We start from the raw sequence: 18711 nt of genomic DNA on the forward strand, positions 1-18711 counted from the left end.
CAACGCATAGCCGTACCATCGTGACACCCCGGATCGGAGGCGCAAAAGCCGGTATTGTCCCATCGTTTTCGTTTATCCCGGCGAACGAAAGTTCGCATCCGTTCGTAGGCCCGGAAACGTCCGCTGACCGGGCGATGACGCCCATCAGCGGCTGCCTATTCTAGTGACAAAAATTGACCATATGGTCAGTTTTTAATCCCGGCAACTCCATGTATCGCATTACAAAATAGCGGAAGCCGTAAAAATGCGCGTATTTTGAAATGGCACGGATCTTGCTGCCTCACTGATGATGCAAACAACGCCATCAGGGGAACGACATGACAAGCAAGACATCGTTGCAGGACGAAACAGTCCCTTCCACCACGGCCGGAATTTCGCGCCGCAAGCTTCTGGGTACGGCTGCTGCCGGCGCGACGGCCGCCGCCTTTGGCAACTTCACCATTTTCTCGCGACAGGCGCAGGCCGCCGAGCCGCTGCGCGTTCTTTGCTGGCCAGGCTATGAAGAGCGCGACGTCATCGCCGAGTTCGAAGACCTCCACAAGACGAAGGTAGAGTTCAAGATCTATATCGGCGGCGAGCAGATGCTGCAGTTTTTCGCCCAGACCCCGCCCGGCACTTTCGATGCCATCATTTCCGATGCCGAATATGTCCAGAAGCTGAAAGCCAACAAGGCGATCGAAGCCTACAAGACCGATAGCTTCAAGGAACTGGCCAACTACCACCCCAAGTTCCGCGACTTCGCGCCAACCAAGGGCGAAACAGAAGGCACGGTTTACGGTATTCCGACCCGCTTCTCTTTCTATGGCATTTCCTACAACACCGACGAAATGTCGGCCGAGGAAGCCGCAGACTGGAATTCGTTGCTCAACCCGAAATATGAAGGGAAGATCGGCATGTTCGACTGGTACCTGCCGAACCTCGGCAATGCCAGCCTTGCCGTCAATCCGGCGAACCAGACACCTTACGCCATCACTGACGGCCAGCTTGCGCAGGTCAAGGAATTCCTGACCAAGCTGCGGCCGCAAATCGGCATGTTCGGCTCTTCCAACCAGCCGATCGCCCAGGCCATGCTGGCTGGCGACATCGTGGCTTCGCCAACGGGTGACCTCGACATTGATCTGAAACTCGCCGGTTACGACAATTTCTCTTCGACAATTCCAAAGCAGGGCGGCATCCGCTGGCAGGAAGTCGCCTGCGTTTGCTCGGCCTCCAAGAACAAGGAACTGGCGATGCAATGGGTCGACTACATGACGTCGCCCAAAGTCCAGTCCAAGCTCGTCTACACCAAGGCGTTCAAGGCTCGTGGCCCGAACATGAAGATTGTCGATCATTGGGATGAAGACCAGAAGAAGCTGCTCTCTTATGTTCCCGACCCGGAAAACCCCGGCAAGATGCTGGTCGAAACGCTGATCGATCGCTCCATGCCGCGTGGGCTGCCGTCCAACCAGCCGGAACAGGCCTGGATCGACATCTTCAACGAATTCAAGACGGCCTGAGCCTGCTCACGCTTCGAACACATGCGCTCCCGGCTGTTCCGGGAGTGCCCTTCTTTGCAGGATGAACCATGACCGCATCGCCTCCCGACCTGGAACTTCTGTCGATTACCAAGCGCTTCAACGACTTCGTTGCGGTGGATTCCATCAATCTGAGGGTCGGCCGGGGTGAATTCGTGGCCATCATGGGCCCATCCGGATGCGGAAAAACCACGCTTCTGCGCATCATGGCTGGATTGGAGACATCGTCTTCCGGCCAGCTTCACATCCGCGGCAAAGATGTCTCGGACGTGCCCGTCAATCTCCGTTCGACCCGTCTCGTCTGGCAGAATTACGCTTTGTTTCCGCATCTCGACGTTGCGGGCAACATCGCCTTTGGCCTGACGCTGAAAGCCCATGACAAAGCGATTGTGGCGGGTAAGGTCAAGGCGATGGCGGACCTTGTCGGGCTTTCCGACTTTCTTGGACGTAAGGTCAGCCAACTTTCCGGTGGGCAGAAACAGCGTGTGGCACTCGCACGCGCGCTTGTGACGGAACCCGAAATCCTGCTTCTCGATGAGCCGCTTTCGGCACTCGACGCCCATCTGAGAATACGCATGCAGGGCGAGCTGCGTCGTATCCAGCAGCAACTCGGCATGGCATTCATCTACGTGACCCACAATCAGATCGAAGCCTTCTCCATGGCAGACCGGGTGGTTGTCATGAACAAGGGCAGGATCGAACAGATCGACAAACCCGAGGAGATGTATGCCCGTCCGAAAACCGAATTCGTTGCCCGCTTTGTGGGCACCAATAACCTCTTTGCCGGTCGTGTGCAGGATGTGTCGTCCCGTCATGTGACTGTTCATTGCGGCCATGGACAGGTCGTGGTCGCCACAGATGACCCACCACCCGTTGGCGCCTCCGTTTTTGTCGTGGTTCAGGCAGACAAGCTGACCCCCGCACCCACCGGAACACCTGGCGAGAACCGGCTGGACGCCACCATGCGCGGCCGGGAATATGCCGGGTCTCACAATGTCTATCTGCTCGATCTCGTGGACGGCACGGAAGTGAAAATGACCGTGCAACATATATTGCCCGGTGAAATCAACACGCCGGTAACCGCGTGGTTTGCGCCTGAGAATGCCTCCCTGATCAGAGGTACGGCATGAGCCTCACGGACACTCAAAACCCGAAGCGGCTGAGGACGCCCAACGACAGCCCCCTCAAAGTCCTGTTTTTGGCACCGCTTGCCATCTGGCTGACACTCCTTTTTCTGCTGCCATTGTTCTTTCTTTTGTGGATCGGCTTCTGGCGCGTGGAGAATTTCCAGGCCATTCCGGACGTCTCATTCGCCAACTATGCCGAGATTTTTTCGAGCTTCTTTTCGCGCTCTCGGTACGGACTTGCCCTTGCCCAATCGCTCTGGGTAGCCGTTACCACAGCTTGTTTTGCGGTCATTCTTTCTTATCTCGTGGCGCTTTCAATTGCCTTTGCCGTGCCGATGCGCTGGCAGAGGCTGGCATTGCTTCTGGCTATCGCGCCTTTCTGGTCGAGCTACGTGCTGCGTCTTTATGCCTGGCAGACCATTCTATCGCGCAACGGGGTCATCAACTCGGTGCTCAAGCAGGTCGGTCTTTCCGACTACCGGATCGAGATCATCTATACGCAGATTGCCACCCGCATCGGCCTCATCCACTATCTGGCACCAATCCTGATTGTCATTCTTTATGTCAGTATCCTGGCAATCGACAGGGTGCTGATCGAGGCCGCAAGGGAACTTGGAGCCACTCGCTGGCAGGCTTTCACCCGTGTCATTCTCCCGCTTTCGAGATTCGGTCTGATGACGGCGGCAAGTTTTGCGGTGATTGTCGGGCTTGGCGATGCACTCTCCGGCAACCTGCTCGGCGGGGGGACAGGCGCATCCATCATCGGCAAACTACCGACTTATGCGTCGATGATCATGTCCGACTACTCGAGTTCGACCAATCTCCCACGAACATCCGCGCTCGCCACCATTCTGATCGCCCTCATGGTGCTGGCGCTTGGCATCGGCTTTTTTATGGCCGAACGCGCCCGCAGGAGGGTTAGCTGATGCGTGGCAATCCCTGGATTTTCCTTGGCAGAGTGTGGCTTGGTCTTGCCTACGCCTTCATGTTCCTGCCGCTGGTAGTGCTCGTTCTCTTCTCATTTCAGAAGAACCGGTTTCCCGGATTTCCGCTGCAGGGCTGGACACTGCAATGGTATGACAAGCTGTTTACCGACGGTACATTGATCAGGGCGCTTGGCAACACGCTGATCGTGTCACCCGCCGCCGCGACGGTTGCGACCGCCATCGCCTTCTTTGCGGCTTACGCATTCAACCGCTTCACATTCCGCGGCAAGACAACCTTTCTGGCACTTGTCACGCTGCCCATCCTCATTCCACCGCTCATTCTTGGCGTTGGTTTCCTCGGGCTTCTGGCACGTTTGCATCTTTCGGGAACGCTGTTTTCAGTCTTCCTCACCCACGTCGTTCTGATCACCGCACCAGCCCTTGCAATCATCCAGCTTCGGTTGTCGCAGATGCCGCCCTCACTCGAAGAAGCAGCCTGGGATCTTGGCGCGACCGAATGGCAAGCTGTCACGAAGGTCGTCCTGCCTTTCGCGCTGCCCGGTATTTTCGGCGCCTGGCTCCTTGCGTTCACCTTCTCCTTTGACGAGTTCATCATCGCCTGGTTCGTCTCGGGCTTTCAGCCGACATTGCCAGTCGCGATCTATTCCGTGCTCGTCGCGGCAATCGATCCGTCACTGAATGCCATTGGCACAATCGTCTTTGCCATATCCTGCCTTGTTCTCATCGGCCTCGAACTCGTGCTGTTGCCCCTGCTCGTCGGCCGGTCGGACAATCACTCCTGAAAGACACCGCATGACGCTTCTTTTCAGCAACGCCACCATTCTTGCCATGGACACAGCCAACGGTGTCGCGCCCTTTACCGGCGACCTTCTGGTCGAGGGTGACAACATCACCGCGATCGGCAAAAACCTGACAGCCCCTGGAGGCGCACGTACCATTGACGCTCGTGGCAAGCTCCTCATGCCCGGACTGGTCAACGCACATCTGCATTCGTCCGAGACCTTTTTCAAAGGCCGTTACCAGGGCATGCCGCTCGAAGTGTGGATGCTTTATTCCTACCCGATCGTGATGAAGGGACCAATTTCTGAGCGGCTTCTCTACCTGCGCAGCCTTTTGACGGCGATGGAAAGCCTGAAGGCGGGGGTAACGACACTGGTCGACGACTTTTTTGATCCACCCGCCTTCGACATCAACCGGCTAAAGCGCGTATTCGATGCGTATGACGATGCCGGTATCCGCGCCAATGTCTCTCACTGTGTCATCGACAAACATGTCTTCGACACCATGCCCTATCTCAGAGATCTGATACCGGCGGATTTACAAGGAGAGGTTCAGGGACCTTCGATTAGCGTCGATGACTACATGTCCTATAGTCGCGAGGTCCTCGCTTCCCAGCACGGTCGAGCCGGCAGGCTCGGTTACATGGTCTCCGCCTCGGCACCCCAGCGCTGCTCGGTGGAGATGATGCAGGCCTGCGTGTCGCTTGCCCGGGACTATGGGGTCCCATACCACACCCATGTTCTCGAAACGAAAACACAAGCGGTGACCGGACCCGAATTCTACGGCAAGAGCCTGATCGGCTACATGGAAGATATCGGCATTCTCACTCCAAACACGACGATTGCCCATTCCATATGGGTCAGCGATGCAGATATGGCGTTGATGGGGGCGGCGGGCTGCTCGATCGCACACAACGCGATTTCCAACCTCAAGCTCGGGTCAGGCATAGCGCCCATCCGCCGTCTGCTTGATGCGGGCGTTCACGTCGGACTTGGTACAGACGGACTTTCCAGCAACGACACCGCCCGCATCTTCGAGGTCATGCGTTTTGCGGCTCTGCTGCATGATATCGCGGCACCCGATACCGAACGCTGGATAACCGCCGCAGACATATTGCACTCGGCGACCATCACCGGTGCCCGCACCGCAATGCTGGACAAGACAGTCGGCTCCCTGGAAGTCGGCAAGAAGGCCGATCTGTTGATGCTCGACATCTCCGGCTACGACTACATGCCCATGAACCGGCTGGATCATCATCTCGTCTATTGCGAAAACGGCTCCAACATCCGGATGGTCGTCGTCAACGGCGAAGTCGTCGTCGAAGACAACAGATTGCTCACGGTCAACGAGGCCGATGTGTTTGCCGAATTGCAGGAACTTCTGCCCGGCTATCTTGCTGAACATGCCGAACTGGAGGCGCTGAACGCCCGCTTCGAGCCTTACATGAGAGCCATGTATCGCCGCGCCACGGAGCAGGATATCGGCATGAACCGATACCAGGGCGACATGCCGCTTTGGCCCGATCTCAACAGCCGCGCGGGGTAATCATGTCGGTATTTCTTCCCGCACAAATCATTCGCACAAAGCGAAACGGCGGCCAGCTGTTGCCCGCCGAGATCGAGCGTTTTGTCGTCGGCATCGGTAAAGGTGAGGTGTCGGAGGCCCAGATCGGTGCCTTTACCATGGCGGCATTTCTGAATGGTCTGACGCCTGAAGAAACCGCGGCACTCACGCTTGCGATGCGCGATTCCGGAGAGGTCGTCGATTGGTCGGAAACGGGCATTGCTCCGGAAAAGATCATCGACAAACATTCAAGCGGTGGAACGGGTGATGAGAAGGTCAGCCTTATCCTCGCGCCGCTGGTGGCCGCCTGCGGCATCCATATGCCAATGATCTCCGCACGGGGCTTGGGACATACCGGCGGGGAGGTCGATCTGATGGAAGCGATCCCCGGTTGCGACATTGCCCCGCCCACCGGTCTCTTCTGCAAAGCCGTCGCCAACGCCGGTTCCGCCATCATAGGACCGACGCCAACGCTCGCACCTGCAGATGCCGCGATCTACTATGTTCGGGACGTGACGGCGACGGTGGAATCTGTGCCGCTCATCACATCGTCGATCCTGTCGAAGAAACTGGCCGCTGGAATTTCGGGCCTCGTAATGAGCGTCAATTACGGGTCCGGCGCATTCATGGAGACCGTTGCAGACGCGGAAAGTCTGGCATCCAGCCTGATCGACGTCGCTCGTCTGAGCGGACTTTCGATGGTGACCCTCCTCGTCGACATGGACGAGGTCATGGGCGACACTATCGGGAGCCGCCTGCAGATCCGCGAGGCAATCGATTTTCTTTCGGCCATCCGGCAAGAACCGCGCATGCGCGCCTTGGTGATGGAATTGTCGGCCGAAATCCTCGTCATGGGTGGTATCGCCGCCTCGGATTTCGACGCCCGCCAACTCCTTGAGACAAAACTGGCCGACGGCTCGGCGCTTCTCAGCTTTTCCAGAATGATCGAAGCACTTGGCGGTCCATCCGACCTTGTTTCCAATCCTGACCGGCACTTCCTGCCGTCCCCGGTCATTGCGTCTGTCAGTGCTGTTTCGGACGGTTATGTGGAACGGGTTGATGCTTTTGCCGTAGGCCTTGCCATGGTTGGACTTGGCGCAGGCCGTAAAGTGGCCAGCGATGCCCTCGACCATGATGTCGGCCTGACTGGCATCGTCCATGTCGGCGATCACGTCACCGCTGGCGCACCGCTTTGTACGCTTCACTGCCGCTCAATGACTGAATTCAACCAGGCCGCCGACGCCATTCGCGCGGCAATCGGCATCTCGCCCAATCCCCAAAATCGCCGTCCGGTTGTGACCGGCCGCCGTTCGACATCATAAGGAATTCCATTCATGCCGTTTGCCCAGGATCATGCGATCACCGATGTCTGCGTGCTGGTGAGGGATACACAGCGCTCGATCGACTTTTATGTCGGCAAGCTCGGATTTACCCTCAATCGTCGCGCCGATGGCTTTGCCGAGTTCACCGGTGCCGGACTGACGCTGGCATGCTGGGAACTCGATCATCTAAGCGAGCACACCGGCGTTGCAAATGCCAAGGCGGAAGGCCCGCACAAGGTCTGTATTGCCGTTCGTGTGGCCTCGCCTGCCGCCGTTGATGCGGCTTATCAAGAACTGATGGAAAAGGGTGTGCCCTTTTACAGCGAGCCAGCCGACTATGTCTGGAATGCGCGCGGCGCCTACTTCATCGGGCCAGATGACGAATTGTGGGAAATCTACGCCTGGAAGGATGGCGGCTCAGCAGGAAACTACTGAGCCGGCAAATCTTACACGGCAGAGGCTTCGACCGGCGCATAACGCCAGGGCTCGACAACGGAAGGACGCCCTTCAAGTGAGAGGTTTGTCACGCGCGGCGCCGTCTCGGCAATGACCTTGCCGCGACGCACCACAGCCAACCGGTTTGATTTCAGGCGGACCGCCTCGATGGTATCACGCGCCTCCAGCAGAACTAGATCGGCGTTGCAGCCGGGAGCAAGACCGTAACCTTCAAGTCCGAACACCTTGGCAGGGTTTTCCGTTATCGCCTGGAAGCAGGCTTTCACCGCGTCGCGGCTCGTCATGTGTCCGGTATGGACGGCCATGTGGGCGACTTCCAGCATGTCGGCGTTGCCCATGGAGTACCAGGGGTCCATCGTTGAATCGAGACCGAAAGCAACGTTGACACCAAGCGCCATGAGTTCCGGCACACGCATCATGCCACGCCGCTTCGGGTAAGTGTCGTGCCGGCCCTGCAAGACAATGTTCGCAAGCGGATTGGGAATGCAATGAACCTGCGCCTCGGCGATGAGAGGCAGGAGTTTCGAGGCATAATAATTGTCCATCGAATGCATCGAGGTCAGATGCGAGCCGGCGACGCGACCCTGTAGACCGAGACGCTGTGTCTCATAGGCAAGCGTTTCGATGTGGCGTGACATCGGATCGTCTGTCTCGTCACAATGCAGATCGACCATCAAACCACGTTCGGCGGCAATCTCGCAGAGCGCTTTCACCGAAAGCCGACCGTCCTCCATGGTGCGCTCGAAATGCGGGATACCGCCGACAACGTCAACGCCCATGTCCAAAGCCCTGGTCAGGTTTTTCGAAGCTGTCGCAGACCGATAAAAGCCATCCTGAGGAAAGGCGACAAGCTGCAGGTCCAGATAATCCTTCACAAGGTCACGCACCTCGATCAGCGCTTCCACGCCAATCAGCCGGTCATCGCAAACGTCAACATGCGAGCGCACCGCGAGCAACCCTTGTGATACCGCGAGATCGCAGTAGCGCAATGCCCGCTCAATCACCGCATCCTTTGTCAGCAACGGTTTCAGTTCACCCCAAAGCTGAATGCCTTCGAGCAGGGTTCCTGACCGGTTCAGCCGGGGCGTGCCAAGCGAAAGCGTGGCATCCATATGGAAGTGAATATCAATAAAAGGCGCCGTGACCAGCCTGCCGCCCGCATCTATGACGCGGCTGGCTTCGGCTGTGATGCCTCTTTCCACTGCAACGATCTTTCCGCCTGAAACGGCGATATCGACACCAGTGCGATCATCAGGGAGGTTGGCGTTTTTCACGAGAAGGTCGAAAGTCATCGTTCGGCTCCGAACATGTTGGTGGTGTCGCTTCCCTGACAGGCCGATTTCTCTCTTGGAGCGGCCATTCTTTTAAACTCAAACTAGAGCTATTCTGACCAAACCGTCAATTTTTAGAACACGATTTTCAAAGGGAAATTCGACCTTTCGCGCCTATCGACCAAACCGCGCTTGAGCTATATCGAAGCAGAAAGCGAAGACGGGGCGTCTCCGCGCATTTCAGGTGATCCACATGCCTAGAGCGGCACTCAAGCTTGATGAAAAAATCCGCGCCCGCAACATCAGGCTCATTCTCGATGTTGCGACGGATGTATTTTCGCGAAAGGGTTTCGAAGGCACGCGAATTGCAGAAATCGCCGAACTGGCTGAATTGCCCAAGGCCAATATCTACTACTATTTTTCCTCCAAGGAGGAGATCTATTCGGAGATCATCGCCAGCCTGATCGCCGGCTGGGACGATGCGTTGGCCAATATTCGCGCAGAGCGCGATCCGGCCGAGGCCCTGCGGGACTATATCATCGCAAAACTCGATTACACGGCAAGACATCCGCGCGAATCCCGCCTCTTCGCCAGCGAGATCATCCAGGGCGCACGTTTCCTGAGCCGCAAGGATCGCCAACACATGCAAGCTGCGACCGACGAACGGGTTGCCGTCCTTGAGGAGTGGATAAGCGAAGGACGCATGGCGGCAATCAATCCACGCCATCTGCTCATCATGCTCTGGGCGACAACCCAGTTTTACAGCGATTTTTCGCCGCTTGCCTGCGATGCGCTTGGACAGAACAAACTCAAACGCAGTGACTTCACGACCGCCGCAGAAACTATCGTCCAGACGGTTCTTGGCGGCGTCATTCCGGCACACGGCCCATCTGCCTGACCCTTACTGCCGCCGGTCCCTGTGCCACAAAAACGCCTGCAGGCCGAGGGCTCACAGGCATTTTTGAGCAAAATGTATCGGCGTCGATCAGGCGCCGACAACCAGACCCTTTGCCTTCAGCACCGGCTCGAGATTGCTGACCTCGACCACTGTCTTGCCAGCTTTGTAAGCGGCGATGTAACCGGCTTCGGCATCTTCGCGCGCCTGCGAAAGCTTGGCGACTTCGGCAACTTCATCACGACGAACCACAACCAGACCGTCGGCATCGCCAACGATAACATCGCCCGGATGAATGATCTCGCCGCCGACGATGATCGTGTCGTTGGTGGTGCCGATCGTTTCCTTGACGGTGCCCTTGATGCAGGTGCTCAGCGAAAACACCGGGAAACCGAGTTCGCGAAGCTGCAACGTATCGCGCACGCCCGTGTCGGTCACAAGACCGCCGATACCCTTGGCAAGGCAGGCATTGGCCAGAACATCGCCGAACGAACCGGCTTCTTCATATTCACCGGCGGATACGACGATGATATCGCCCGGCTTGGCGTAATTGATCGCAAGCTGCAGCATGATGTTGTCGCGCGGCGAGGACTTCACCGTGAAGGCAGGGCCACAGAGTTTCATGCGGTAGTCGACCGGCTTCAGACGCGACGATAGCGCACCACGACGGCCCTGAGCCTCATGGATCGTTGCCGGAGAGAACTTCGAGAGAGCCTCGAGATCCTCCTTAGACGGACGTGCGGGAATATCTTTGATGTGAGACATATTATCCTCCTGCTATTTCAGTGATTTTTACGGACGGCGGACAGAAAGTTCCGGACATCCTGATGCGCTTCATCGGAAAAGAACTGCGCCGGTTCGGCATCGAAGGTGAGTGTGCCGTTGCGCAGGAACCAGATGCGGTCCGCCACTTCACGGGCAAACCCCATTTCGTGAGTGACGCACATCATGGTGATGCCGTCGGCTGAGAGTTCACGCAGCAGCTTCAGCACCTCACCGACCATTTCCGGGTCGAGCGCGCTTGTCGGCTCGTCGAGAACCAGCACTTCAGGTTTGAGGATCAATGACCGCGCAATAGCGACGCGCTGCGATTGGCCGCCGGAAATATCGGCCGGCAACGAATTCGCCTTGTCTGCCAGACCGACACGCTCAAGCATCTGCAATGCGGTTGGACGTGCCTGGCTGCGTGATTGCTTGCGGATGCGCAACAGCGGCAACATGACGTTTTCGACCACCGACAGATGCGGGAACAGATTGAACTGCTGGAAGACGAAACCGATGCCACTGCGCAGCACGTTAACATCCACATCCTTCGCGTAGATGTCGCGACCGGACAGCGTGATCGTCCCCTTCTGGATCGGCTCCAGCCGGTTGACCGTGCGGATCAGGGTCGATTTTCCGGAGCCGGACGGACCGCACAGAACGGTCGTCGTTCCCTTGGCAACCGTTGCACTGACATCACGCAGAACCTGGACAGCACCATACCATTTCGAAACATTCTGAAACTCGATCATGCCGCGGCCTCCACAACAACCTGGCCTGTTCTGCGCGAGGAGATCCGGCGCTCGAGCCAGTTGGTGAACTGGCTAAGGGTGAAGCAAAGGATGAAATAGACCGCGGCAAGGATGCCAAATATCTGCAGCGGCTTGGTTACCTCGTTGGAGTTGACCTGGAGCATTACGTAGGAGAGTTCGGAGACGGCGATAATCGAGCCCAGCGACGATTCCTTGATGATCGTCGTCAACTGATTGACGATGCCGGGAATGACGTTGAAGATCGCCTGCGGCAGGATGACCTTGAAGGTCGTTGGGATGTAACCGAGGCCAAGTGCGGCTGCGGCTTCCCGCTGTCCCTTGGGCAAACCCTCGATGCCGGCGGCAATGATCTCACCGAGATAGGCTGCCTGATAGATGACGATGGCAACGATCAGCGTGAAGGTGGCGTCGATCGGAAAACCGATGATCATCGGCACGGCAAAATAGGCCCAGAAAATCAGCATCAGCAGCGGAATGGCGCGTACACTGTGAACGAAGCCGCTCGCAATCGATTTCAGGATGCCCGGCTTTCCCGTTCTGGCAAGCGCAATCAGTACGCTGCAGGGGAAAGTCACGATGAGGCTGGAAAAGGAGATGATCAACGTCATCGCCAGTCCACCGAGCTTGCCGTGCGGATATTCACCGATGAGCAGAAGAAGCCAGTATTCTCTAATGATTTCCAGCATCACTTCACCCTCAACTCATAACGCTTGGAGAGGATCGACGAGAGCCACATGATCGCGAATGAGATGAGCATGTAGATTGCCGTGGCGATGCCGTAAGCTTCGAAGATGCGGAACGATTGCTCCTCAATGTAGCGGGCCTGATAACTGAGTTCGGCAACACCGATGGCAGCGGCAAGGCTCGTTCCCTTGAAAAGGATCAGGGTCTGGCCGAGCAGGGCCGGCAGGGCCAGTCGCCACGCCTGCGGCAGGATCACCCAGCACATTGCGCCGAGATAGGTCAGGCCGATCGAGCGGGCAGCCTCCATCTGAGCAGGATGGATCGACCGCAAGCCACTGCGGAAATCCTCGGACATATAGGCTGCCTTGTTGAGGGCAAGCGCGACGATGGCGTATCCGATCTCCGCACCAATGTCGTTCAGGTAGTCGTTGACCGCGTCCGGCAGGACGACCGCAAATCCGAAGTACCAGACAAAGAGCTGGATCAGCATCGGCACGTTGCGGTGATATTCAACGAAGGCAGCGACAAGAAACTGTGTCGGTTTGAACTCGATTGCCCTGACAACGGTCAGAATGACCGCCAAAACCAGACCAATAATCCAGGAGAAAACGAAAACCACCATCGTGGCCTGAAGTCCCTCCAGAATGAGTTGGAGATACTCACCCTGGAGGACTTTACCAAAGTCGAATTGGTAACCCATAAAAGTTGACCCGTATGCCGTATGCGATGGAGATCAGTTCGTGAACCAGCTTTCCTGCGGCTTTCCGAACTCGAACTTGCGCGTTGCCTTCAGGTCGGAATCCTTGCCCAGCCACTTGTCGAAGAGTTTCTGACCTTCGCCATTGGTTTCCAGTTCAGCCAGGAATGCATTTGCCTGCTTGACCAGCTCAGGCGATCCCTTGCGGAAACCGAAGCCGGACGGCATCGACAGGAGCGGTTCGTCAAGGAAGCGCAGCCCCTTGATCTCCGTACCCGCGTTGCGTTGCACGGCCTTGCCTTCGGAATAGCGGTAAACGGTCGCTTTCACCTTGCCCTGCTGCAGAGCGAGGAACGAGGCGGCGCTCGTTTCGAACGACAGGATGCGTGCGTCCGGCAGGCGCTTTTCCGTCAGCGGGATCAGCACTGAGCCCTTGACCAGTCCGATGCGCTGACCAGAGAGATCAGCCACCGCCTTGATGTCCGACTGATCGAGCACCACGAAATTGAAATCTTCAGCGATATAGGCGCCGCTGAAATCCACCTGCTCGGCGCGTTCCTTGCTGTAGCTCAGGAGGGATGACAGAATGTCGACGCGGCCCTGGGTCAGCTCAGCCATACGCGTCTGCGGCGACACAGCGGTCATCTTGGCGCTGACGCCGAGATATTTCGCGAACATGCCGCAGATTTCGATTTCATAACCGGCAGGTTCACGGGTCTTTGCGTCCTGGAAGCCAAGTGGTGGCGAATTGGTCAGAACGCCGCAATTCAAAACGCCGGCCTTCTTGATATCATCAAGCTGCTCGGCTGCAGCAACGGTCGAGAAAAGCGCCGCGCCAATTGCGGCGAGTGTCATAAGCTTTGCAAATTTCATCTGTTCCTCCTTGGCAGCGCTTCCTCTCGCTGCATGAGAAACCTAGGCCAAGGCTGCTATTCCAACAAATATATATTGCAGATACTTGTTATAGCTTTATGGTATGACCTCATCGGAGGATGAAATGACCCTTGATCTGTTGAAAATGCGCTACTTTGCCAAAATCGCGGAACTCGGATCATTTACGAGGGCATCGCGCGAATTAGGCGTTGCCCAGCCACCGCTTAGCCTGCACATGCGTTCACTCGAAGAATATCTGGGTGTCCTGCTGCTCAATCGCACCTCGCGCGGCGTTGTTCTGACCGATGCAGGCCAGACACTGCTGTCTCATACCCAGGCAATCCTGCGTGCGGTCGAACAGGCGGAGGCAGCGACAAGAGAACGGGCCAAAAACCCCACAGGCGAGGTATCGCTCGGTATTCTCAGTTCGCTGTCACCTATTCTCTCCGTTCCTGTGTTCGAAGCCTGCGAAAAAATGTTCCCGCAGATCCGCCTGACCATCAGCGAAGGCGACAGCCAGACGCTTCGCGCGGCAATCGATACCCGTCTTTACGATCTTGCCGTCAACCTGGTAGACGCCGCCAAGGCAGCCTCAGTTCCGCTCTTCGACGAGCGGCTTTATGCAGTGGGCCCAGTCGGTGCGTTTGACGGCGGGCAACAGCAGATCGCTGTCGAAAAGGCACTGTCCCTGCCGCTGATCATGCCAACCCGACGCCACGGTATCCGCGTCTTGCTGGAGCGACAGGCCTTGATGCTCGGACGTGACCTGAACATCGTTCGTGAAATTGAAGGTCTGGCCAGCACCAAGGCCGCCATTCGCGCCGGGCTGGGTTTCAGCATCCTGGGCAGAGGCGCTGTTCATGCCGACGTGCAGCAGGACACACTCGCCGCCATACCCGTTTCAAGCCCCGATCTCTCGCGCCGCCTGATCCTCGACATGCCGGTCGATCACCCACCAACACGCGCGATGATCGAGGTGCGCAATATCCTGATATCGGTCATAAAGTCGCTGGGCGACCAAGGCCATTGGACATGTCTGCCTTGAGTTTATTCGAGGCGCCCATGCCGTAAAACTGATTTAAGCGCCGCTGATGCACATATCCGATGCAGTCAAGATTCCTTGGCCGTTTCCACTTCGCCCGCTCGGTCATGATCCAGGACACCCTGGACCATTTCGTCGGTGACGCGGATTTCCGCACCTGTCGGCGACATCGCTGTCGCAGGCGCAAAGGGCGCGACCGGCGTGGACTCCGGCCGGGCACCACGACGCCATATGAAGAACAGCATCAGCAGGAGATTGAGGAGGGCAAGCGACCAGAACAGCCCTGGCGCTCCGAAGCGGCTCATCGCGGCGGAAATTGTGATCGGGCTGATTGCCGAGCCGATCGAATTGACGAGAAGCATTCCCTGGATCATCGGCACAAGAGAATCCGCCGAAGCACGGTCAGCCGAGAAACTGACGGAAACAGGATAGATCGCAAAGATACCGCCACCCAGCAGGAAGAGCGTGATCATCAGCGTCGTCGCACTATGGGGAAGCCAGAGAACAGCCGCGCAGAGCGCCAGACACAGCGCCGCGAGAGTGATGAGAACGACTCGACGATCCTGCTTGTCGGACCATCGCCCGACTGGATATTGTAACACCATGGCGCCCAGAATGACGTAGGCCATCATCTTTCCGATCTCATCCACCTGCAGGCCGATGTTCTGCAGATAGAGGGGAAACAGTGTGTAGACGGCTGCGATCGCGATCCCCGACCCAAAACAGCCGACCACGCCGCTCGGCGACATTTGAAATAGTTGCAAAGGCTTGAGCGCCTCTACCCGCTCCATCGTCGGCATTTCCCGCGGCAGAATAACGATGGGCAGCACTGACAACGCTGCCAGCATGGCAGCAACGATGAAAGGGGCTGCGTCTCCGAGACCACCGACCGTGCCGAGAAGCGCCTGACCGAGAGCGCCTGCGCCATAAAACGCGATCATATAGAGGGCCAGAAACCGACCGCGAACACTCTGATCCGATGCCAGCAGCAGCCAGCTTTCAATGACCAGAAAGACACCGACGGTGGTCCAGCCGTAGATCAACCTGGCAAATAGCCAGACCATCCAGTCATTCGACAGAACCTGCATGAGAATGCAGACCACACCAAGCGACGCGAAACTGCCATAGGCGCGAATGTGGCCAATCCGCACAATCAGGCGGTCATGAAACATTGCGCCGATCGTCAGACCGACGAAATAGGCGGAGGACACGATGCCAATCATCGTCGGCGAGGCGCCGCCGGCGTCAAGACGCAACGTGGTGACGGAAGACAGAAAGCTGTTGCCAACGCTGAGGATGAAGAGACCGAGAAGCGGCGCCATCACCGTTGCCAGGATTTGCCTAGACATGGAGTTCTCAATTTTTTGTTTTTCGAGGATGGCGACGCCGATTTCAGGGCTTGTCACCTTGCCGTAACGACCCGAAAAGCCGCCGGAGACTGTCCCGCGTCATCGACGCGGTTGTCAGCGCACTGATATCTGGCTTTTTACACAGCAATCAATCCAAGGCTGGTTCCGACAGACCCTCCGCAGGAGGCTGTCTTGAATGTTCAAAATTCGACGCTTGTTTCGTCTGAATACGACCAGACTTCCTGCCTGAAAGCGACATCATGATGGCCAAATTGCGTCTTTCCGCCATCTCGATCTCAGCTCTCAGCAACCGTGCAGCATCAAGCTGAAAATCCCGAGGTTCTAAAGCGGGAGTGAACGCAATTCCTGATGCCGAAACTCTGCCTCAACGCGCCCAGTCGTAAATCTTCTGCAGCGTAGCAGAGACCTCTCGTCCCATGTCGGTCAGGGCGTAGGTTGTTCGGCGCGGAAAGGTTGATGCGGACGAGCGCACGATCAACCCTCTTTCGACAAAGCCCGCAAGACGATCCGTCAACACCTTCGCAGTGATACCGGGCAGAGCGTCCATCAGATCCGAGAAGCCATGGTCCCGACCAGAGAGACGCCACAGGATCAACGCGCTCCACTTGTGTCCAAGAAACGTCAGCCAATCCTCGACAGGACATTGGGACGGACTTGTCGGAAACGCCGGTTCTTCCCGTTTGGATAGTTCAGAGCCCATCTGCTTTGTCTGCCAGGCGGATCAATCGATTCGGCGGAACATAGTGTTTTCGGCGGTGCGCGCAAAGGCAGAAGGTCAGATGGAAAATATCAATCAGAATAGGCCGGGCATTCTCGTTGTCGGCGGATACGGTCACGTCGGACATCAGATCGCGCGCCGTCTAACCGACGATAGCCGTTTCGATGTCCGGATCGCCGGGCGAAACAAAACGAAGGCGAAGTCTGTCGCGGCAACCCTCCGATGTGACGCCGCAAGGATCGATCTGGGGGAGCCCGAAAGCTGGAACGCAACACTTACGGGCATCACAATCGTCATCATATGCATAGACCAGATAGACACACGTTTCGTCGAATACGTTTTAAATCGTGGCCTTGCCCTTATCGATATCACTGCGGACGACATGTTCTTCCAGAAGGTCGAACAGCTCCAATCGACCACGAAGGCGCACGGCGGCAGAGCGCTCCTGTCTGTTGGTCTGGCACCCGGGCTTACAAATCTCATGGTGAAGGCCTGTACCGAAAAACTGGATTTTGTCTCGCAAGCCCGCATCGGCATTCTTCTGGGCATCGGCGATAGCCATGGGCCCGCAGCCATTGACTGGACGCTTCGAAACTTCAAATCTGCGCGCGTTGAAAATCTGCCGTTCGATCGCAACGGGCGAAACTATCCGGCAATACCCTTCGATTTTGCCGACCAGCATGTCCTTCGCCGATCACTTGGTATCGGTGACGTGCGTACGCTCATGACATTCGATAGCCCCGCCATCAGCAGGTTGCTGTTTCGCCTGCTTCCCTTGCTTGCCAGTCGTCCACGTCTGCGCGATCTGACCAGAAATTGCATGATGCGTTTCCGGCTCGGTTCCGATCGCGCCGCGCTCTATGTAGCCGTGGAAGGAACACGAAACGGCATAGGGTTTCAGCGGTCGATCCGCCTTGAGGGAAGGCAGGAGGCCGCGATCACGGCATTGATGGCGGCGGAGACGGCGCGTCTTTTGGTCGATACCTCCATTCCAGCAGGCGTATGGCATATCGATCAGGTCTTTTCTATCGAGCGATATGCCCACCACCTTGCGGCTGACGGCGTTTTCGTCACCGAGATCGATGAGCAATTGACGGGCCAATAGGCGGCCGATAACAGCTTACCGCCCGTTTACTTCCCGCCATTTGGCAAAGAGCGCGAGATTGTTCTCCTCCGTCGCCGGATAGAGCCCGATGATGGTGTGCCCTTCCTTGACCCTTTCGACGACGAAATCCTCATAGGCTGTCATTTCGACCGCTTCATCGGCAATCTCGTCGGCGATTTCCGCCGGAATGACGATCACGCTGTCGTCGTCGCCCACCATGATGTCGCCCGGAAACACCGCAACATCACCGCAGCCGATCGGCACATTGATATCGATCGCTTCGTGCAGCGTCAGATTGGTCGGGCTGGATGGCCGGTGATGATAGGCGGGCATATCCAGTTCGCCGATCGTCATCGCATCACGAAAACCACCATCGGTGATCACCCCTGCCCCGCCGCGCACCATCAGTCGGGTGATGAGAATATCCCCGGCCGAAGCCGCGCGGGCATCCTTGCGGCTATCCATGACCAGCACATGGCCTTCCGGGCAGGTTTCGATCGCATGGCGTTGCGGGTGTTTCGGATCACGGAACACCGTCATCGGATTGCGATCCTCCCGCGCCGGCATATAGCGCAAGGTGAAGGCGGGGCCGACCATGTTGCGGCCCTTCGGCCGCACCGGCCGAACGTCCTGGATCGTCTGGTTTTTCAGTCCGCGCTTGTAGAGCGCCGAGCAGAGCGTGGCGACGGATACACCCATCAGCTTGTCACGGGTTTCGGATTTCATCGTTCCTCCTTGATGTGTGTTTTACGCACGCAACTTTGCGGTCTCTGCCCTCCAGGCTGAGGCCTAAATCAGCAGCGGCCAGAAAA

The 18711-nt window shown here is 57.3% G+C and carries 19 protein-coding genes; 10 read left to right on the forward strand and 9 right to left on the reverse strand.

Annotation, left to right across the window (positions count from 1 at the left end):
- The first annotated feature begins 317 nt into the window (after positions 1-317).
- The 7 genes from FY156_21510 (at position 318) to FY156_21540 (ending at position 7688) form a co-directional block, all read left to right on the forward strand.
- Entirely contained in the window at positions 318-1496 is a 1179-nt protein-coding gene (locus tag FY156_21510; protein UXS04086.1) for an extracellular solute-binding protein, read from the forward strand.
- 68 nt (positions 1497-1564) lie between these two features.
- Positions 1565-2644, forward strand: a complete 1080-nt coding sequence (locus tag FY156_21515) for an ABC transporter ATP-binding protein (GenBank protein UXS04087.1) — start codon at positions 1565-1567, stop codon at positions 2642-2644.
- Positions 2641-3567, forward strand: coding sequence for an ABC transporter permease (locus FY156_21520; GenBank protein UXS04088.1), 927 nt, complete (start codon positions 2641-2643; stop codon positions 3565-3567). Before FY156_21515 ends, FY156_21520 begins: the two co-directional genes overlap by 4 nt.
- A complete protein-coding gene (locus tag FY156_21525) occupies positions 3567-4370 on the forward strand; it encodes an ABC transporter permease (protein ID UXS04089.1) in 804 nt (267 codons plus the stop codon). Before FY156_21520 ends, FY156_21525 begins: the two co-directional genes overlap by 1 nt.
- 10 nt (positions 4371-4380) lie before the next feature.
- A complete protein-coding gene (locus FY156_21530; protein UXS04090.1) occupies positions 4381-5913 on the forward strand; it encodes an amidohydrolase family protein in 1533 nt (510 codons plus the stop codon).
- Between the two features lie 2 nt (positions 5914-5915).
- Positions 5916-7253: a thymidine phosphorylase gene (locus FY156_21535; protein UXS04091.1), complete on the forward strand. Its 1338-nt coding sequence runs from the start codon at positions 5916-5918 to the stop codon at positions 7251-7253.
- A 12-nt stretch (positions 7254-7265) separates the two neighbouring features.
- Positions 7266-7688 (forward strand): VOC family protein, encoded by a 423-nt coding sequence (locus FY156_21540; protein UXS04092.1) that lies wholly within the window; start codon positions 7266-7268, stop codon positions 7686-7688.
- 11 nt (positions 7689-7699) lie between these two features.
- Here the strand turns inward: FY156_21540 and FY156_21545 are convergent, their stop codons facing one another.
- The gene (locus tag FY156_21545) at positions 7700-9001 is read right to left on the reverse strand and encodes an amidohydrolase family protein (protein ID UXS04093.1); all 1302 of its coding nucleotides are present in this window, start codon (positions 8999-9001) and stop codon (positions 7700-7702) included.
- Between the two features lie 232 nt (positions 9002-9233).
- Between FY156_21545 and FY156_21550 the strand changes: the two genes are divergently transcribed.
- Entirely contained in the window at positions 9234-9878 is a 645-nt protein-coding gene (locus FY156_21550; protein ID UXS04094.1) for a TetR family transcriptional regulator, read from the forward strand.
- 87 nt (positions 9879-9965) lie between these two features.
- On the opposite strand, the gene FY156_21555 is transcribed toward FY156_21550, so the two are convergent.
- From FY156_21555 to FY156_21575, 5 genes are read right to left on the reverse strand one after another with little or no spacing between them, the layout of a single operon-like run.
- On the reverse strand, positions 9966-10640 hold the full coding sequence (locus FY156_21555; protein UXS04095.1) for an RraA family protein: 675 nt from the start codon (positions 10638-10640) through the stop codon (positions 9966-9968).
- 17 nt (positions 10641-10657) lie between these two features.
- Positions 10658-11389 (reverse strand): amino acid ABC transporter ATP-binding protein, encoded by a 732-nt coding sequence (locus FY156_21560; protein UXS04096.1) that lies wholly within the window; start codon positions 11387-11389, stop codon positions 10658-10660.
- Complete coding sequence (locus FY156_21565) at positions 11386-12096, reverse strand: amino acid ABC transporter permease (GenBank protein UXS04097.1); 711 nt, start codon at positions 12094-12096, stop codon at positions 11386-11388. Before FY156_21565 ends, FY156_21560 begins: the two co-directional genes overlap by 4 nt.
- Positions 12096-12794, reverse strand: coding sequence for an amino acid ABC transporter permease (locus FY156_21570; GenBank protein UXS04098.1), 699 nt, complete (start codon positions 12792-12794; stop codon positions 12096-12098). Before FY156_21570 ends, FY156_21565 begins: the two co-directional genes overlap by 1 nt.
- Positions 12795-12827: 33 nt before the next feature.
- Positions 12828-13664, reverse strand: a complete 837-nt coding sequence (locus FY156_21575; protein UXS04099.1) for a transporter substrate-binding domain-containing protein — start codon at positions 13662-13664, stop codon at positions 12828-12830.
- Between the two features lie 124 nt (positions 13665-13788).
- Between FY156_21575 and FY156_21580 the strand changes: the two genes are divergently transcribed.
- The gene (locus FY156_21580) at positions 13789-14709 is read left to right on the forward strand and encodes a LysR family transcriptional regulator (GenBank protein UXS04100.1); all 921 of its coding nucleotides are present in this window, start codon (positions 13789-13791) and stop codon (positions 14707-14709) included.
- 65 nt (positions 14710-14774) lie between these two features.
- On the opposite strand, the gene FY156_21585 is transcribed toward FY156_21580, so the two are convergent.
- Positions 14775-16055: an MFS transporter gene (locus tag FY156_21585; protein UXS04101.1), complete on the reverse strand. Its 1281-nt coding sequence runs from the start codon at positions 16053-16055 to the stop codon at positions 14775-14777.
- 385 nt (positions 16056-16440) lie between these two features.
- Positions 16441-16776, reverse strand: coding sequence for a helix-turn-helix transcriptional regulator (locus tag FY156_21590; GenBank protein ID UXS04102.1), 336 nt, complete (start codon positions 16774-16776; stop codon positions 16441-16443).
- A gap of 79 nt (positions 16777-16855) precedes the next feature.
- Here FY156_21590 and FY156_21595 point away from each other — a divergent pair, with 79 nt between their 5' ends.
- Positions 16856-17899 carry an NAD(P)H-binding protein gene (locus FY156_21595; protein ID UXS04103.1) on the forward strand — a complete coding sequence of 348 codons (1044 nt, stop codon included), beginning with the start codon at positions 16856-16858 and terminating at the stop codon, positions 17897-17899.
- A gap of 15 nt (positions 17900-17914) precedes the next feature.
- Here FY156_21595 and FY156_21600 read toward each other — a convergent pair whose 3' ends face one another.
- The gene (locus tag FY156_21600; GenBank protein ID UXS04104.1) at positions 17915-18625 is read right to left on the reverse strand and encodes a ribonuclease activity regulator RraA; all 711 of its coding nucleotides are present in this window, start codon (positions 18623-18625) and stop codon (positions 17915-17917) included.
- Positions 18626-18711: the final 86 nt, after the last annotated feature.

The organism is Agrobacterium tumefaciens, assembly GCA_025559845.1.
Taxonomy (GTDB): Bacteria; Pseudomonadota; Alphaproteobacteria; order Rhizobiales; family Rhizobiaceae; genus Agrobacterium.

Excerpts from the sequence above, each read along its gene's own strand:
- FY156_21565 (UXS04097.1), bottom strand. The coding sequence starts at position 12,096 with ATGCTGGAAATCATTAGAGAATACTGGCTTCTTCTGCTCATCGGTGAA.
- FY156_21535 (UXS04091.1), top strand. The coding sequence starts at position 5,916 with ATGTCGGTATTTCTTCCCGCACAAATCATTCGCACAAAGCGAAACGGC.
- FY156_21540 (UXS04092.1), top strand. The coding sequence starts at position 7,266 with ATGCCGTTTGCCCAGGATCATGCGATCACCGATGTCTGCGTGCTGGTG.
- FY156_21600 (UXS04104.1), bottom strand. The coding sequence starts at position 18,625 with ATGAAATCCGAAACCCGTGACAAGCTGATGGGTGTATCCGTCGCCACG.
- FY156_21530 (UXS04090.1), top strand. The coding sequence starts at position 4,381 with ATGACGCTTCTTTTCAGCAACGCCACCATTCTTGCCATGGACACAGCC.
- FY156_21515 (UXS04087.1), top strand. The coding sequence starts at position 1,565 with ATGACCGCATCGCCTCCCGACCTGGAACTTCTGTCGATTACCAAGCGC.
- FY156_21550 (UXS04094.1), top strand. The coding sequence starts at position 9,234 with ATGCCTAGAGCGGCACTCAAGCTTGATGAAAAAATCCGCGCCCGCAAC.
- FY156_21590 (UXS04102.1), bottom strand. The coding sequence starts at position 16,776 with ATGGGCTCTGAACTATCCAAACGGGAAGAACCGGCGTTTCCGACAAGT.
- FY156_21525 (UXS04089.1), top strand. The coding sequence starts at position 3,567 with ATGCGTGGCAATCCCTGGATTTTCCTTGGCAGAGTGTGGCTTGGTCTT.
- FY156_21545 (UXS04093.1), bottom strand. The coding sequence starts at position 9,001 with ATGACTTTCGACCTTCTCGTGAAAAACGCCAACCTCCCTGATGATCGC.
- FY156_21510 (UXS04086.1), top strand. The coding sequence starts at position 318 with ATGACAAGCAAGACATCGTTGCAGGACGAAACAGTCCCTTCCACCACG.
- FY156_21585 (UXS04101.1), bottom strand. The coding sequence starts at position 16,055 with ATGTCTAGGCAAATCCTGGCAACGGTGATGGCGCCGCTTCTCGGTCTC.
- FY156_21595 (UXS04103.1), top strand. The coding sequence starts at position 16,856 with ATGGAAAATATCAATCAGAATAGGCCGGGCATTCTCGTTGTCGGCGGA.
- FY156_21560 (UXS04096.1), bottom strand. The coding sequence starts at position 11,389 with ATGATCGAGTTTCAGAATGTTTCGAAATGGTATGGTGCTGTCCAGGTT.
- FY156_21555 (UXS04095.1), bottom strand. The coding sequence starts at position 10,640 with ATGTCTCACATCAAAGATATTCCCGCACGTCCGTCTAAGGAGGATCTC.
- FY156_21520 (UXS04088.1), top strand. The coding sequence starts at position 2,641 with ATGAGCCTCACGGACACTCAAAACCCGAAGCGGCTGAGGACGCCCAAC.
- FY156_21580 (UXS04100.1), top strand. The coding sequence starts at position 13,789 with ATGACCCTTGATCTGTTGAAAATGCGCTACTTTGCCAAAATCGCGGAA.
- FY156_21575 (UXS04099.1), bottom strand. The coding sequence starts at position 13,664 with ATGAAATTTGCAAAGCTTATGACACTCGCCGCAATTGGCGCGGCGCTT.
- FY156_21570 (UXS04098.1), bottom strand. The coding sequence starts at position 12,794 with ATGGGTTACCAATTCGACTTTGGTAAAGTCCTCCAGGGTGAGTATCTC.